Source organism: Nocardioides sp. NPDC057772 (genome assembly GCF_042798075.1).
Classification (GTDB): Bacteria; Actinomycetota; Actinomycetes; order Propionibacteriales; family Nocardioidaceae; genus Nocardioides.
Map to the genome: position 1 here is coordinate 1 of NZ_JBHVKN010000134.1, position 13,494 is coordinate 13,494.

Below are 13,494 nucleotides of genomic sequence, written 5' to 3' on the forward strand. Positions count from 1 at the left end.
CGCGAGGACACTCAGTCCGTGGAGCGGCCCCCCGACCGCGCCCTGGACCTCCCCCTCAGTAGGCCCAGGGCATCCACCCACAGCCTCAGGCTGTGGACGACGGACCGAAGATGAACGCGCATGATCAGCGAACGATGCCGAGTGCGACGATGCCGGTGGCAGCAGCGGCGGCGACGCCGAACATCGTGGTGCCGACGGCCGGTGGCATGCCGCCGCGGTGCTTGTGCTCGGTCGGCTCGGTCTTGCGGAGGCTGCGGACGGCGTCGAGGACGTTGTTGCGGATCGACTCGACGGCGGTCAGGTCACTGCGGTGTCGTGCGGTGATCGTGGTGGTGGCCATGGTGTTTCCTCTTCTCGGCGGGCGGCGCTGGCCATCCGTTGTCCGGCGGCCTTCACGTGGATGGAACGGGGCCGTGCCGAGGTCATGACGCGACTTTCTTCCACTTTCGAGTGAAGGAATATCCACAACTGGGAAACATCACCAGAAGTTGGCAAGCCGCGCGTCATGGCGAGGTCGTCGGCCGAGATCACTCCGGGCCGCTGCCGTGAGCATTCCGCGGTGCTGCCTCAGAGGTAGAGACCGCCCGAGGAGTCGCGGTGGTCCTCCTGGCCACCCTGCTGCTGCGGCCCACCCTGGCCGGGGGCGGGGTGGCCCTCGGGGGAGAGGCTCACGCCCGGCGGCAGGCCCTTGCGGATCTGCTCGAACTGGGCGCGCGCGGCGACCTGCTGGGCGTAGATGGCGGTCTGGATGCCGTGGAAGAGCCCCTCGAGCCAGCCGACCAGCTGGGCCTGCGCGATCCGCAGCTCGCCCTCGGACGGGGTCTGCTGCTCGGCGAAGGGCAGCGAGAGCCGCTCCAGCTCCTCGACCAGCTCGGGGGCGAGCCCGGACTCGAGCTCCTTTATCGACGCCTGGTGGATCTCGCGGAGCCGATTGCGGGAGGCCTCGTCGAGCGGGGCAGCCTTCACCTCCTCGAGCAGCTGACGGATCATCGATCCGATCCGCATCACCTTCGCGGGCTGCTCGACGAGGTCGGTCACGTCGCGCTCTTCGACCTCGCCGGCCTCCGGCGTGGTGGCGTCCTTGAGTACGTCGGCGGGCACCGCGATCGGCTGCCCGTCGGGTCCGATGACCACGACTTCCCCGGTCTGCTCCTGCGTCATGCGCTCAACCCTACCTAGCCCGCGGTCGGGGCCGCGGTGGACAGCAGGATCTTGCCGGTGTGCGTGCCGGACTCCATCAGCCGGTGCGCCTCGGCGGCCTCCTCGAGCGGGAGTACGTCCTGCACGACCGCCTTCACCTCACCGGCCTCGACCATCGGCCAGATGCGCTCGACGACCGCGGCGCAGATCGTCGCCTTCTGCTCGACCGGGCGTCCACGGAGGTTGGTGGCGATCACCGCGGCGCGCTTGCGGAGGAGAGCGTTGATGTCGAGCTCCGCCTTGGTGCCGCCCTGCATACCGATGATGACCAGCCTGCCCTCGGGGTTGAGGGCGTCGATGTTGCGGGCGAGGTATTTCGCACCCATGTTGTCGAGGATGACGTCGGCGCCGCCGTAGACCTTGGCGACCTCGACGAAGTCCTGGTCCTTGTAGTTGATGGCCACCTCGGCGCCGAGCGACTTGGCGAGCTCGGCCTTCTCGGCCGACCCGACCGTGGCGATCACCCGGGCGCCGATCTGGTTGGCGAGCTGGATCGCCATCGTGCCGATCCCACCGGCGCCGCCGTGGACCAGGAACGTCTCGTCGGGGGTCAGTCCGCCGACCATGAACACGTTGGACCAGACGGTGGTGGTGACCTCGGGGAGCGCCGCGGCGGTGATCAGGTCGACACCCTTGGGGACCGGCATCACCTGACCGGCCGGGACCGCGACCTTGGTCGCGTAGCCGCCGCCGGCCAGGAGCGCACACACCTCGTCGCCCTCCTGCCAGCCGTCGACGCCCTCGCCGACCGCTGAGACGACACCACTGCACTCCATCCCGATGATGTCGCTCGCGCCCTTCGGCGGCGGGTAGAAGCCCTGCCGCTGCAGCAGGTCGGCGCGGTTGAGCCCCGCTGCTGCGACGTCGATCACGACCTCGCCGGGTGCCGGCTCCGGATCGGGGCGGTCGGTGACGGTGAGGACCTCAGGCCCTCCGGGCTGCTCGGCTACGACGGCTCGCATGCCCCCACATTAGGAGCCTAGAGCGACTTCAGGTCGGTCCAGGTGTCGATGTCGCGGTGCTCGTCGCCCTCCGCGGGGACCTCGAGGAGATCGAGGTCGGCCAGCAGCTTGCGCAGCGGCATCCCGTGCTGCCCCTCGAGGTCGGGGCGTACCTCGGCGAGCCGCTCGGTGGACAGCACCATCGCCAGCTGTCGGCGGCCATCGGGGCCGACGAGCACGGCGCCGTCGCGGCCGAACGCCGCCTCGCGGAGCCGGGACAGGGTCCGCGGGCGGAGGAAGGGCATGTCGACGGCGACCACGCCGACGTACGCGCGCGGGGCCAGGAGCGCGTCCACGCCGGTCAGCAGGGCGGCGACCGGGCCGCCGAAGCGAGGGTCCTCGCGGACGAAGGTGACCGGACGCTCGGTGTGCACCGGGTCGCCCACGACGACGACCTCCATCGCGTCGACGACGGCATCCAGCACCCAGGCCAGCATCGTCCGGCCGCCGAGCTCGATCCCGGACTTGTCGATCCCGTCGAGGCGGGAGCTGCGTCCCCCGGCGAGGAGCACGGCTGCGTACGGCTCCCATTCGTCCCAGGCAGTCACACCCGGGGACTCTAGTCTGGAGAGGTGACCACCTGGAACAGCCTCCGCATCAGTCTCGTGCAGCAAGCCTCGGGCCTCGAGCCCGACGCCAACCGGTCCCTCCTGGCCGAGCTGACCCCGAGTGACAGCGACCTGGTCGTCTTCCCGGAGGTCTTCGCGCGCGACTTCGGCAAGCCCGGATCCGACCTGAGCTCGTTCGCGGAGAGCGTGGACGGGGCCTTCGGGGCGGAGCTGACGCGGGTCGCCGAGGAGCGTGGGGCGACGGTGGTGGCCGGGATGCTCGAGACCAGCGGCGACGCCGGCGGCCGGCCGTTCAACACCCTGCTCGTACGAGGCGGGGCGGAGGCGGCGTACCGGAAGATCCATCTCTACGACTCCTTCGGCTACAAGGAGTCCGACGCGCTGGTGGCGGGGCCGATCGAACCGGTGGTCGTCGACATCGACGGCGTGCCGACCGGGTTGATGACCTGCTACGACCTGCGCTTCCCCGAGCTCGCGCGAAGCCTGGTCGACCAGGGTGCCGAGCTGGTCGTGCTCCCGGCGGCGTGGGTGGCCGGCCCGCGCAAGATCGACCACTGGCGCACCCTCGTGCGTGCACGCGCGATCGAGAACACCGTCTTCATCGCGGCCGCCGCCCAGTCGGCGCCGCGCTACTGCGGTCACTCGATGATCGTCGACCCACTCGGGGACGTCCTGGTCGAGGCCGGGGACGGCGACGAGGTCGTCTCCGCGACGATCGACCGGGCCGTGCTCGAGGAGGCCCGCCGCACCAATCCGTCCCTGGTCAACCGCAGAATGTGACGCTGGTCAACAACTCCTCGTCACGGCGGTAAACGGATATCGATGACTCGTTAGGTTCACCCCTTCCCCGGTATCCTCGCCTGTTATGGACCGAGCCCCCCGCCGTCGCGCTGACAAGAGCAAGCGTGGCCGTCGTGCAGCCGGTCGCAGCGAGCCCACACCCGCATACGTCGAGCCGACCTCGAGCGAGGCGCTGGCGTATGGCCAGTGGGCGGAAGACGACTGGTCCGCCGGCTATCAGGAGACCAGTTACGACCCTGACCAGAGCACCGGCCAGGACTGGAACCAGACCGGTTGGTCCGACCAGACGTGGTACGGCGATCGCCAGCCGCCCGAAGAGCCGCCCACACAGGGTGGCGGACGCAGGATCGCCGGGCGCGCGGAGCCGGAGCAGTTCGACGAGCCGAACGGCTACACCGGTAAGCGCGCCGCCCGCACCGCACCGGAGGAGGCGCCCTACGCCTACCCGGTGCCGGAGTACCGGACCGAGCCCCAGCCCGCGCTGAGCGGCCCGACCGCGCCGCCGCCGAGCGCGCGGCAGGCGCCGGCCTACTCCACGACGGGGACGTACGTCGGGTTGACCGGTCTCGCGCCGCAGACGCCGACCCACGTTCAGCAGCCCGCCTACCAGCCCGCCTACCAGTCCGACCCCTACCCGTCCGGCCACCTCGAGCCGGTCCACGAGCCCGCGGGCTCCTACGAGCCGGACACCCCCAGCCGGCCCATGCCCGCGGCCAAGGTGACCTCGTTCCTCGCGCAACCGCGCGTCCCCGGTGCCGGCGCCGCTCGCGCGGGCCTCGGCATCATCGAGAGCCTGACCGCCGGCACGGTCCGCGCGATCTGGCTGGTCGCGCTCGCCGTCGGCCTGGTCGGCCTCGCGGTCAGCGCCTTCGACCTGGGCCCGGGGATCATCGGTGGCCTCGGCGCCGTCGTCGTCGGCACCGCCTACACCTTCGCGCTGGCCCACCGCACCGGCGGTCGGCCGCTGATCTTCGGCTCGCTGGCGGGGGTGGCGGGTCTTGTCGTGGTGCTCGTGGACAACGAGGCGCTGCGTACGGGGGCGGCGGTCCTGGTCGCCTCCGTGGCGGCGGTTCTCGCCGTGATGGCCACCGTCCCCTCGCGTCGCTTCCCGAAGACGATCCGGGAGGCGTTCATCGCCGTCGGCATCGCCGCGCTCGGAAGTTTCGCCGCGCTCGGGTTCGAGCCGGTGGTGATGGTCTCCCGGTTCGAGTACGCGACGCTCGCCTGCTCGCTCGCGATCGCCTTCTTCGCGGTCTACCGACTCGGCGCCGGCCTGCACGGCCTCGGCCGACGGGGTGCGATCGTGGTCGGCATCGGCGGCCTGATGCTCGCGCTGACCCTGATCTACGCCGAGATGCTGCGCCGCTACGGCAGCACCGGCCTGATCGACTCGATCGACGAGATGCAGCGCTGGTGCCGCATCCACATCGGTGGCTATCCACACCCGATCCAGGCGTTCTTCGGCGTCCCGGCGCTGGTCTGGGGCACCCACATGCGTGCTCGGCGCCGCCAGGGCTGGTGGGTCTGCCTCTTCGGTGTCGCGCTCACCGCTCCGGTGGCGAGCACCTTCCTCAACCCCGATGTCGGCCTCGCCGAGGCGGGTCTCTCGGTCGTCTACAGCATCCTGGTCGGCCTGGTGATCGCCTTCGTCCTCATCCGCATCGACCTGGCGCTGACCGGTTCGACGGCCGTGGGAAGTGGTCGCAGGGCAGCCCGTGAGGCCGACGAGGCCAGCGCCGTACGCCCCGAGCCCGGCCGCACCCACGCGCTCCTCTGAGGCCCGTTCTGGCTAGGGATACCGCCGGGTAACCCGTACGTTCTGGGATATGAGCCGCAGAGCCCCCACCATGATCGCTGCCGAGATGGTCGCGAACGTCATGAGCGTCGGAGTGCAGCCCGGAGACAAGGTCGCCGCCGGGGACACCGTCGTGCTCCTGGAGTCCATGAAGATGGAGATCCCGGTCCTCGCCGAGGCGCCGGGCACCGTGGTGGCGGTCAAGGTCGCCAGCGGGGATGTCGTCCAGGAGGGCGACGTTCTCGTCGAGTTGAGCGCCTGAGCCTCAGGCGCACTAGACTCCATTGACGCGCCCACGGGCGCATGGAGGGGTGCCGGAGTGGCCGATCGGAACCGCCTTGAAAGCGGTCGTAGGGAGACCTACCGCGGGTTCGAATCCCGCCCCCTCTGCCAGTTGCATCTGCCGGAGCTAGACCTCTTGCAGGTGCCGATCCACGTCGATCATCAGCCGCCGCAGTTCGAGGAGGAGATCCTCGAGATCGGTGCGGTCGAGCACGTCGTCGGCGAGGACGGCGAGCCGGCTCAGCAGCGTGCCGCGGTCACGCAGCGCGCCGACGTCGTTGAGGGCATGCCACTCCTGACCGTTGTCGAGGATCAGCAGCGCCTCACGTACGCCCGCGAGGCGCTGGCGCACCGACCAGCGCCAGAGGCCGACGTTGGTCCCCGGGCGGGGAGCGGCGATAGCGGTATCCAGGGCCCGAAGAGCATCCGACATATTGGGAAGCACACCTGTCATGAGCAGATTGTGACCTAGGTCACGTAAAGGAGCAAGCCGATGCGGCTCCGGACCCGTGTGTCGGTCACAATGGAGAGCGTGTCATCCGCTGAGCCCACCTACTACCGTCTCGCTCCCGCCGTGCAGGCCCGCCTCCTCGGCGCCGCGGTGGTCGGCCTGGCCCTGCTGGTCTTCGCCGGCACGGCCGTCGTGATCGCGGCACGGGTCGACTTCGCCTGGCTCTTCATCCCGCTGGTCGTCGGCGTCGTCGCCGTGGTCGGGTTCGGCTGGTGGCTTCGCAACGAGGCGTACGTCCTGCGCGCCAGCGCCCAGGGTTACAAGGTCGCGCTCGTACGTGGCGCCGGAGTGCGTGAGGCCCGCTGGGCCGACATCCAGGAAGCTGTGACGACGATGCCCGCCGGCTCCCCGTGCCTCGAGCTGCGGCTCAAGAAGGGCGGCGCCACCACGATCCCGGTGACCATCCTCGCCATCGACCGAGAGCAGTTCGTACGCGATCTGCAGGCCCATCTGAAGGCCACCATCAAGCCGCTCGACCAGGCTTCCGGAACAACTGAAGCGCCCTGATTGGTCCCAGGCGTGCCGGTCTTGTAGCCTGTTCGCGCAGTATGGAGGCGTCGCCTAGTCTGGTCTATGGCGCCCGCCTGCTAAGCGGGTTTGGGGCTAAAACCCCATCGAGGGTTCAAATCCCTCCGCCTCCGCCGGTTTCATTGAGTTTGGCCCCCTTCAAGAGGGGGCCAAACTCCGTTCTGACCTGCATTTTTAAGCAGTGCAAAAGTCCGTACGACGGAACTTGGGTTACCCGAAAGTCGTCAACCTGCACAATAATCATCCCCGTAGGCCTCTCGGCACCAGAATCGGCCTCGAGACCAGAAAGGAACGACATGAAGCACGTACGTAAGGCGGTGGCGCTCGCGCTGGCTTCGGCAGCCGCGGTCGTCGCCATGGGTGCTTTCGGAAACGCTACGACGGCTTCTGCCGATTCGAGCTGGGGCTTCAAGGCTGTGGACGACTCCAGCTGGGGCTCCGTCCGGCGCTGATATCCGGAGCGAAACCTACTTCCTGGGACCTCGGCCGGGGTGTCCGTCTGCCATCGGGTCGTCGTTCCCGCTACGGCCGATTTCGTAACCCAGCTGGAAGCGGGTGTCGACGTCGAACTCTTCCTTGAGGTCTGAGACGTAGCCTGCGTAGGTTCGGGGGCTGACCCCGAGGCGCTTCGATGCTGCGGGATCGGAGTGTCCTTCGATGAGCATGCGGAGCGTCATCGCGCGCTGCTCGTCGGCGATGTCTCGCATCGTCGACGAGTCCGAACTGGAGAACGGCCGAGCCCGCTCCCATGCTCGCTCGTAGACGTCTACCAGATAGGCCACGACAGAGGGTTCACGAATGGCCAGCGCGGTGTCCACCCCATCCGGGCTGGGGATCACTGCGATGCGACGGTCGAAGATCATCATGCGGTTGAAGAACTCGTCCAAGGTCCGCACTTCGCCGCCGGCCCGCGTGACTGCGGCAACGTACTCGCGGGTCGCGCTGTTCCGGCGAGCCGCGTGCTGGTAGAGCGTGCAAACCCGAACGCCGCGCTCGAGAAGAGCGGTGTCCTTCTCGATCGCCGCGGCAAGCTTGCTTCCGGTGTCGCGCCGTGTCTGCGGCTGCGCCGTGAGCATCTCGTTCTCGCACTCTGCGACGAGGGAGTCGATGAACGGCTGAATCGCCGGGGCGTGGACGTAGGCGAATGGTCCTTGCTGCTCCGCTGGCGCGGAGCGACGCCAGGCGTTGCGCAGGGCGGTGAAATCGTTGGCCCACTCAGCCGACTCTTGAAGGAGGCGGATGCCTTCCTGGGTCATGGGTGTGACGACCCGCGCTTGAACGGTCGCCGGGTCCACAGTCACCCATGTGTCCGGTGCGTCCTCGGGCATGCGGACGAGCCCGAGCTCCGCGAGGGCCGTCAGCGCGTCGGCGAACTCCCCGCCTTCGCTGATCCGTGGGTCTGACGTGGAGATCCCGCCACGATCTGCGATGAGCTCGAAGAGCTCGATGCCTTTGGCTTCGAGCAGTGCACGTGTCTTCGGCGTGCGTCCCTCGTCGATCACGTTCTTCTCCTCGCCGGACGGCGTGGGTTGACGCTTGCTCACGCTCCACCTCCCCGATGCTGTGGCTAGCGCCAGATCTTCTCACACGTGGCGATTTCTGGTCACGGACCATCTTCCGCTACTGTTCTACACGTTGCTTCGGTAACACTGCGCCTGTAGCTCAACGGATAGAGCATCTGACTACGGATCAGAAGGTTTGGGGTTCGAATCCCTACAGGCGCGCAGCACATCGAAACCGCCCCTTGACCAGCCTGAACGCTGATTGAGGGGCGGTTCTGCGTCCGGGTGAAACCGAGGCGCTCCCCGCCACTCTCCCCGCCAGCCGCGATCACGAGCGCCGTCCCGAGTAGGTACGGAGGGCAGCAGCAGCCAGGGTCAGCGCGTCATCGTGAGGCCGTGCGTAGCCGTTGGTCACCCGCAGGTCAGTGTGACCCATGATGTCGCGTACGACGTGGGCAGGCACACCCGCGCTCAGGTAATTCGTCGCGGCCGTCGCGCGCAGGTCATGGACTCGGAACCCGGCGAAGCCGAGACCAGCAACAAGCTTGTGCCAGTCGGTACGGCGCTTGAGCACGTTATTGCGAATCACGTAGTTCGTCCGCTCCGACCGGAAGACCAGGGCGGTACGCCGTTCGCCAGCGACGAGAGCCCGGAGAGGCTCCTCCAAGTGCTCCGGGAGGGGGACCACACGAGCCGTGCCGCCCTTAGGAGGACCCCACACGAGGTTCCCCTCCCTCCAGTACTCAGGGGGAAGGTCCTCGCTGTCATCCTTCGTCACCTCCGTGACGCTCCGGCGAACCTCGATCACACGTCGCCCGAAGTCGATATCGCCGACCTGGAGCGCGGCTGCTTCCCCGTAGCGAAGTCCAGCCGATCCCATCAGGTCGACCATCCGGGCGTAGGTCTCACCGGTGTCGACCAGGACGGCCTGCACCAGGTCATCGAGCTGCGCAGGCGTGAGTGTCTGACCAACCTTGCGCTCGTGCCTCCGTCGCTTCTCTGACTTCGAGGACTCAGCAGTGCGAGCCGGGTTGGCCGGAAGCAGCCCATCCTTGACCGCGACCCCGAGAGCCGCAGAGAGCGCGTAGCGAGCCTGGCGGGCAACGTGGACGCTCGACTCCTTGGTCCACTGAGCCTGTGCACGCTCGACATCGCCAACCGAGATACGACCCACCTTCATCTGGCCGAAGGTCGGGAGAACGCGGAGGTTCCAGCCGTTGCGGTAGTAGTCGAACGTCTTAGGAGCCAGACGACGGCGAAGGATCGGCTCAGCCCGCTCCCACAGACCGGCATCAGCCAGCGTCGTACGCTCCAGATCCAGGCTCCGGCCGCGCGAACTCTGACGCTGCTTGCGCTCCCACTCCTCAGCCTTGGTCTTCGTCGTGAACTCCTCCTCGACCTCACGACGAGGGCCATGCGGAGGGTAGGTCCAGACGCGAGCACGCCAAACCGTCCGAGTCTTCGTCTTACCGTCAGGTGTGGTCTCGGTGTAGACGCGCTTCTTGACGCTCATGCCGCGATCCTCTCGCCACGAGACATCACGAACGCGTCAACGTCCTCGGCCAGCCAGCGCCACGCACGACCGACCTTCCAGGCCTTCGGGATTGACCTGTGACCACGGCGAGCGAGGTCCTGCAGCGTGCTCTCAGGGATGCGCAGAACGGCCGCAACCTCGGCCTGAGTCATGATCCGCGCGGTCTCAACTTGGGTTGTCATCACTTGGTCCTCTCATCGGTTGGTGTTCTTGGTCTGGGCTTTCCACTGCTCGTATTCGCGAGCACGGGCAGCGGCCGCGAGCGCTAGGGTTTCGTCGCCGGGGTTGGTCCAGCCGGTGCCTTGGTAGGTCCAGTTGCCGATGACGAGGGTTGTCTCGGTGTCGTCGGCCAGGAGCCGGGCTTCGAGCTCCTCGAGGTCGAGCAGGGCCTTACGGGCGTCTTCGTCGTGCTCGGCGGTCGCGACCAGGTCGCGGTACTTGGCACGGGCGCGGCGGAGTTGGCCGAGGGTGACGGAGTAGCGGCGCGACTTGGTGGAGAAGTGGCCCCGGAAGCCGAGCATGTGAGCCCACTTGCCCAGCAGCCGGTAGGGGTTGGCGTGGTTGCCGTTGGCGTCGACGTGGGGTCCGTAGTGAGCGCGTGCCCTGGCGTCGAGCTGACGGCAGCGTGAGGCGAACTCGGCGATGTGCTCGACAGGCCGGTCAGCGCGGATCGAGTTGGCGTCTTTGGTGGCGTACTTGGCCAGGTACCCGGCGACCTGGCCGGGGGTCAGGGGTGCGTTGGGGTCGTCGGTGCGGTTGGTGTCGCGAACGACGCGTACGTCGAGCTGCTTACCCCAGCACAGCACCCGGGTGGGGTCGTCGGCGTCGACCGGGGGAGCCTCGAAGTTGACCATGCCGGCCGCGTGCTCGACCAGGCGTCCGAGGGTGCGCCCGTCCAGGGTTGCCGGTGCCGGTGACCCGGGACCATCCGGGCCGTCCAGCCGGATCAGGGCGTGGAAGTGCACCAGCCCCCGGGCTTGGTACTCAGCCACCTTGGCGAACTGGAGCGAGGCCACATCGGCCAGGCAAGGCAACGGGACGGGGTTCTTCTTGGTGGGCTTGCGCCGGGTCTCGGTCACGCCGAGCTGCTGCGCCAGGGCACGCCGGAGAGCGATGGTGGTCCGCCGCCACAGTTCCGGGGCGTGCCACTGCCAGACAATCGCGCTGTCGGTGTCGTGACACTCGGGACACAGCGGCGCACCGTTGATGGGGTCGTCGGGGCCGTGGACGCTCATGCAGCCCAGGGGGCGACCGTGCTCGCAAGTCACCGGCTGTCCGGGCCTGGCAGAGCGCGGCCGACACCTACCGCCAACGGCCTGGCCGTTCTTCGGGCGAGGCCCGTGGACGTGACCGAACGAGGGTGCGGTGAAGGTGACGAACAGCAGCGGATTGTCTGCCACCGTGGCGGGGATCGTCTTCCCGCCCACCAGGCCAGCGTTGATCATGGCGAAGGTGTCGCGGGCGTAGACCCGAGAGCAGGCCGGGCACACATCGGCGCGGCGGTTGCCGCAGGGACGGTAGAGCACCCCGAGCGGGGCATTCGCGGACGAGAACGTGCCGACAAGCTCCCCACTACGGGCGTCAATCGTGGTCGACGAGCCAGACAGCCGGATCGGGTGAGCGCAGTACTTCACCGCTGCTGCCGTCTCGGCCCAGGCATCGAAAGAGCCGTCGAGAAGTCGCGCACCGACCGCGTTGAAGGCAGCCGGGGTGAGCCCGGACAGATCCAGCGGCGCATCCTCCCCATACCCGGGGAAGGAGCCCCGAGCCGGAGACGATGCGTCACTGTGGATGCCCGGCGCATCCAGGGTCGAGACGGTCACGCGGCACCGTCCTGCGGGGCAGCGAGGGCATCCGCGAGCGCTTCGGCGGTGCGGGCCTCGGCTTCGGCCTGGGTCTTGCAGAAGCCAGCAGCGAGGACGTGCCCGGCCCGGCTGACCATCCAGTGCCACGGGCAGCCCTGGTGAGCGACCTTCGCATAGTGAGCAGGCAGCTCACGAAGGAAGGTTGTCGGCGCCGGTCGCGGCGTCGGGTCCTCGATCAGGTCGAAGATGCTCATCTGCTCGCTCAACATCACGCAGCACCTCCCAGGACAGCAGCCGCGGGGAGAGCGTCGAGCAGGTCGAGCAGGTCCTCAGGCTCAGGGGCCTGGTCGACGCCGCACCACCAGCCACCGGTCACGCGGTTGCGCTTGGCGTAGGCCTGGCAGGCGAGCCGGACCGGGCAGCCGTCGCAGGTCTCCCGCATCAGGTCGACCAGGACCGTAGGGGTCTGGCTCGCGTCGGTCGTCCAGGGCAGGCCGCGCTTCTCCCGAGTCGTGCAGGCAGCGTGTTCCATCCATGCCGGGGTGCTCATCGCGCACCCCCATCGGTGAGGGAGAGCTGCATTCCGGGCACGTCGGCCGCGTCGGGGATCGTGACCAGGTCCGGGGTTGCGGGGTAGAGCGACGCGAGGCGGCGGATAAGTTCATCGGGCCAGTAGTCGGCCCGGATGCGGTCGGTCGAGCCGTCCTCATCGATGATCCAGGCCGTGCCCTGGGCAGCCTTCAAGATCCGGTGTGCAGCCGCCTGGGTGGCCATGCCGTCACCCAGGACCATGTTGGTCTCCATCGCGGAGCGGACCCGCAGCGCGATGGTCTGGGTGAAGAGGCCGCGCATGTCGATGACCTCCTTACGGGGGTCCTGGACGAACGCGCACACCACGACACCCACCGCGCGACCGATGGACAGCAGGCGCTTGAGGAGCCGCTCGGCCTCCTTCTTGACGCCCTGGTCGGCGTACGCCGTCAGCGAGGCCAACTCATCGATGACCAGGAGGTAGAGCGGGTCACCCGGGCCGGGCTTGTGGTTGCGAGCGATGCCCTGCAGCGCCTCGGTGCGCTGGTCTGCGATGGAGACGAGCTCCTCCAGCATCTCCACTGCCTGCTCACCCTTGACGGCAATCTTGGTGAACAGCGGGGCACCCATCATCAGCTCCATCCCGCCCTTGAGATCGATCCCGAAGGCACGGACCGCATCCACCGAGATAGCGGGCGAGAGCGAGCCGACGATGCCCCACAGAAACGAGCCCTTACCGGCACCGGAGGCACCCACGACGAGGGTGTGGCGCTGCTCGATCTGGAGGTGGAACGGCTTGCCGTTCTGACGGCGACCGAGCAGGACCGTCTCTGTCTGCATCCGGGGCTCCGGCATGACGGCGGTTGCGGACTTGGTGATCAGGTCCCGCATCACGAGCTCGAACATCACCGTCGACCCGGGGCGACGCTTGGCGGGGTAGACCCGGTAGGAGTCGGCCTGATACGTGGCCGCGAGTTTGGGTGCGAAGGCTTCGAGATCGGCCAGGGCCTGGCCGCGACGGGTGCGGACCTTGAGGGTCACCGAGTGCGCCGAGGTCGTCACCCTCTTGAGGCGAGGATCGCGCCACTTCTCGATCGACTCCTCACCGACCCCGGCACGCTTGACCCGCTTGGTCCGACGCTTGGAGAGACCGGACTCACGGGCGAGGCCCTTCCAGGTGACCCGGAAGACCAGCCACCACCAGGCGCGGCGGACCAGCATCGCGACCCAGACCAGGGCCGCCAGGGTGGGTTTCCGAGTCGGCTTGACTGCGACCAGGACGGCCACCGCCAGGGCGAGCAGCCCGCCGAGGCTGTAGAGGATCGTCTCGTTCATCACTAGCTCCGTTCTGAGAGTTGGAGACCCGCCAGCCGCCACGGCTTCCCTTCCGCGACGACTGGCGGGCGAATGTGGGGTGTGCTCACAGACCTGCCGC

The 13,494-nt window shown here is 68.3% G+C and carries 17 protein-coding genes and 3 tRNA genes; 8 read left to right on the forward strand and 12 right to left on the reverse strand.

Annotated features, from left to right (window positions below):
• Positions 1-124 precede the first annotated feature (124 nt).
• The 4 genes from ACFVJS_RS19385 to ACFVJS_RS19400 all read right to left on the reverse strand — a co-directional run bounded on the left by ACFVJS_RS19385 (position 125) and on the right by ACFVJS_RS19400 (position 2,749).
• Positions 125-340, reverse strand: coding sequence for a hypothetical protein (locus ACFVJS_RS19385; RefSeq protein WP_378883632.1), 216 nt, complete (start codon positions 338-340; stop codon positions 125-127).
• Between the two features lie 227 nt (positions 341-567).
• Positions 568-1,161 carry a bacterial proteasome activator family protein gene (locus ACFVJS_RS19390; RefSeq protein WP_378883633.1) on the reverse strand — a complete coding sequence of 198 codons (594 nt, stop codon included), beginning with the start codon at positions 1,159-1,161 and terminating at the stop codon, positions 568-570.
• Positions 1,162-1,175: 14 nt separating this feature from the next.
• A complete protein-coding gene (locus ACFVJS_RS19395) occupies positions 1,176-2,162 on the reverse strand; it encodes an NAD(P)H-quinone oxidoreductase (RefSeq protein ID WP_378883636.1) in 987 nt (328 codons plus the stop codon).
• A 17-nt stretch (positions 2,163-2,179) separates the two neighbouring features.
• A complete protein-coding gene (locus ACFVJS_RS19400; protein ID WP_378883639.1) occupies positions 2,180-2,749 on the reverse strand; it encodes a molybdenum cofactor guanylyltransferase in 570 nt (189 codons plus the stop codon).
• 24 nt (positions 2,750-2,773) lie between these two features.
• Between ACFVJS_RS19400 and ACFVJS_RS19405 the strand changes: the two genes are divergently transcribed.
• The 4 genes from ACFVJS_RS19405 (at position 2,774) to ACFVJS_RS19420 (ending at position 5,759) form a co-directional block, all read left to right on the forward strand.
• On the forward strand, positions 2,774-3,550 hold the full coding sequence (locus tag ACFVJS_RS19405; protein WP_378883641.1) for a carbon-nitrogen hydrolase family protein: 777 nt from the start codon (positions 2,774-2,776) through the stop codon (positions 3,548-3,550).
• A gap of 85 nt (positions 3,551-3,635) precedes the next feature.
• On the forward strand, positions 3,636-5,348 hold the full coding sequence (locus tag ACFVJS_RS19410; protein ID WP_378883644.1) for a hypothetical protein: 1,713 nt from the start codon (positions 3,636-3,638) through the stop codon (positions 5,346-5,348).
• Positions 5,349-5,397: 49 nt separating this feature from the next.
• Complete coding sequence (locus tag ACFVJS_RS19415; RefSeq protein WP_378883646.1) at positions 5,398-5,628, forward strand: biotin/lipoyl-binding carrier protein; 231 nt, start codon at positions 5,398-5,400, stop codon at positions 5,626-5,628.
• A 43-nt stretch (positions 5,629-5,671) separates the two neighbouring features.
• Positions 5,672-5,759, forward strand: a tRNA-Ser gene (locus ACFVJS_RS19420).
• 16 nt (positions 5,760-5,775) lie between these two features.
• Here the strand turns inward: ACFVJS_RS19420 and ACFVJS_RS19425 are convergent.
• Entirely contained in the window at positions 5,776-6,081 is a 306-nt protein-coding gene (locus ACFVJS_RS19425; RefSeq protein ID WP_378883649.1) for a hypothetical protein, read from the reverse strand.
• 90 nt (positions 6,082-6,171) lie between these two features.
• On the opposite strand from ACFVJS_RS19425, the gene ACFVJS_RS19430 reads away from it, so the two are divergent.
• The 3 genes from ACFVJS_RS19430 to ACFVJS_RS19440 all read left to right on the forward strand — a co-directional run bounded on the left by ACFVJS_RS19430 (position 6,172) and on the right by ACFVJS_RS19440 (position 7,139).
• Positions 6,172-6,666, forward strand: a complete 495-nt coding sequence (locus tag ACFVJS_RS19430; RefSeq protein WP_378883652.1) for a hypothetical protein — start codon at positions 6,172-6,174, stop codon at positions 6,664-6,666.
• Positions 6,667-6,709: 43 nt separating this feature from the next.
• A tRNA-Ser gene (locus ACFVJS_RS19435) sits at positions 6,710-6,800 on the forward strand.
• 183 nt (positions 6,801-6,983) lie between these two features.
• Complete coding sequence (locus ACFVJS_RS19440) at positions 6,984-7,139, forward strand: hypothetical protein (RefSeq protein WP_378883654.1); 156 nt, start codon at positions 6,984-6,986, stop codon at positions 7,137-7,139.
• A 15-nt stretch (positions 7,140-7,154) separates the two neighbouring features.
• On the opposite strand, the gene ACFVJS_RS19445 is transcribed toward ACFVJS_RS19440, so the two are convergent.
• Positions 7,155-8,231 carry a LuxR family transcriptional regulator gene (locus tag ACFVJS_RS19445; RefSeq protein ID WP_378883655.1) on the reverse strand — a complete coding sequence of 359 codons (1,077 nt, stop codon included), beginning with the start codon at positions 8,229-8,231 and terminating at the stop codon, positions 7,155-7,157.
• 107 nt (positions 8,232-8,338) lie between these two features.
• Here ACFVJS_RS19445 and ACFVJS_RS19450 point away from each other — a divergent pair.
• Positions 8,339-8,411: transfer RNA gene (locus ACFVJS_RS19450), tRNA-Arg, on the forward strand.
• Between the two features lie 106 nt (positions 8,412-8,517).
• On the opposite strand, the gene ACFVJS_RS19455 is transcribed toward ACFVJS_RS19450, so the two are convergent.
• Genes ACFVJS_RS19455 through ACFVJS_RS19480 form a run of 6 tightly spaced genes read right to left on the reverse strand, consistent with a single transcriptional unit; the run spans position 8,518 to position 13,394 of the window.
• On the reverse strand, positions 8,518-9,702 hold the full coding sequence (locus tag ACFVJS_RS19455) for a tyrosine-type recombinase/integrase (RefSeq protein WP_378883657.1): 1,185 nt from the start codon (positions 9,700-9,702) through the stop codon (positions 8,518-8,520).
• Positions 9,699-9,905 (reverse strand): helix-turn-helix transcriptional regulator, encoded by a 207-nt coding sequence (locus ACFVJS_RS19460; RefSeq protein ID WP_378883659.1) that lies wholly within the window; start codon positions 9,903-9,905, stop codon positions 9,699-9,701. The genes ACFVJS_RS19455 and ACFVJS_RS19460 overlap by 4 nt, the downstream gene beginning before the upstream one ends.
• A 12-nt stretch (positions 9,906-9,917) precedes the next feature.
• Entirely contained in the window at positions 9,918-11,546 is a 1,629-nt protein-coding gene (locus ACFVJS_RS19465) for a replication initiator (protein WP_378883662.1), read from the reverse strand.
• Complete coding sequence (locus ACFVJS_RS19470; RefSeq protein ID WP_378883665.1) at positions 11,543-11,797, reverse strand: hypothetical protein; 255 nt, start codon at positions 11,795-11,797, stop codon at positions 11,543-11,545. Before ACFVJS_RS19470 ends, ACFVJS_RS19465 begins: the two co-directional genes overlap by 4 nt.
• Entirely contained in the window at positions 11,797-12,078 is a 282-nt protein-coding gene (locus tag ACFVJS_RS19475) for a WhiB family transcriptional regulator (RefSeq protein WP_378883667.1), read from the reverse strand. The genes ACFVJS_RS19470 and ACFVJS_RS19475 overlap by 1 nt, the downstream gene beginning before the upstream one ends.
• Positions 12,075-13,394: an FtsK/SpoIIIE domain-containing protein gene (locus ACFVJS_RS19480; RefSeq protein WP_378883670.1), complete on the reverse strand. Its 1,320-nt coding sequence runs from the start codon at positions 13,392-13,394 to the stop codon at positions 12,075-12,077. The genes ACFVJS_RS19475 and ACFVJS_RS19480 overlap by 4 nt, the downstream gene beginning before the upstream one ends.
• Positions 13,395-13,494 lie beyond the last annotated feature (100 nt).

Excerpts from the sequence above, each read along its gene's own strand:
- ACFVJS_RS19385 (WP_378883632.1), bottom strand. The coding sequence starts at position 340 with ATGGCCACCACCACGATCACCGCACGACACCGCAGTGACCTGACCGCC.
- ACFVJS_RS19390 (WP_378883633.1), bottom strand. The coding sequence starts at position 1,161 with ATGACGCAGGAGCAGACCGGGGAAGTCGTGGTCATCGGACCCGACGGG.
- ACFVJS_RS19395 (WP_378883636.1), bottom strand. The coding sequence starts at position 2,162 with ATGCGAGCCGTCGTAGCCGAGCAGCCCGGAGGGCCTGAGGTCCTCACC.
- ACFVJS_RS19410 (WP_378883644.1), top strand. The coding sequence starts at position 3,636 with ATGGACCGAGCCCCCCGCCGTCGCGCTGACAAGAGCAAGCGTGGCCGT.
- ACFVJS_RS19415 (WP_378883646.1), top strand. The coding sequence starts at position 5,398 with ATGAGCCGCAGAGCCCCCACCATGATCGCTGCCGAGATGGTCGCGAAC.
- ACFVJS_RS19425 (WP_378883649.1), bottom strand. The coding sequence starts at position 6,081 with ATGTCGGATGCTCTTCGGGCCCTGGATACCGCTATCGCCGCTCCCCGC.
- ACFVJS_RS19430 (WP_378883652.1), top strand. The coding sequence starts at position 6,172 with ATGGAGAGCGTGTCATCCGCTGAGCCCACCTACTACCGTCTCGCTCCC.
- ACFVJS_RS19440 (WP_378883654.1), top strand. The coding sequence starts at position 6,984 with ATGAAGCACGTACGTAAGGCGGTGGCGCTCGCGCTGGCTTCGGCAGCC.
- ACFVJS_RS19455 (WP_378883657.1), bottom strand. The coding sequence starts at position 9,702 with ATGAGCGTCAAGAAGCGCGTCTACACCGAGACCACACCTGACGGTAAG.
- ACFVJS_RS19460 (WP_378883659.1), bottom strand. The coding sequence starts at position 9,905 with ATGACAACCCAAGTTGAGACCGCGCGGATCATGACTCAGGCCGAGGTT.
- ACFVJS_RS19470 (WP_378883665.1), bottom strand. The coding sequence starts at position 11,797 with ATGTTGAGCGAGCAGATGAGCATCTTCGACCTGATCGAGGACCCGACG.
- ACFVJS_RS19475 (WP_378883667.1), bottom strand. The coding sequence starts at position 12,078 with ATGAGCACCCCGGCATGGATGGAACACGCTGCCTGCACGACTCGGGAG.
- ACFVJS_RS19480 (WP_378883670.1), bottom strand. The coding sequence starts at position 13,394 with ATGAACGAGACGATCCTCTACAGCCTCGGCGGGCTGCTCGCCCTGGCG.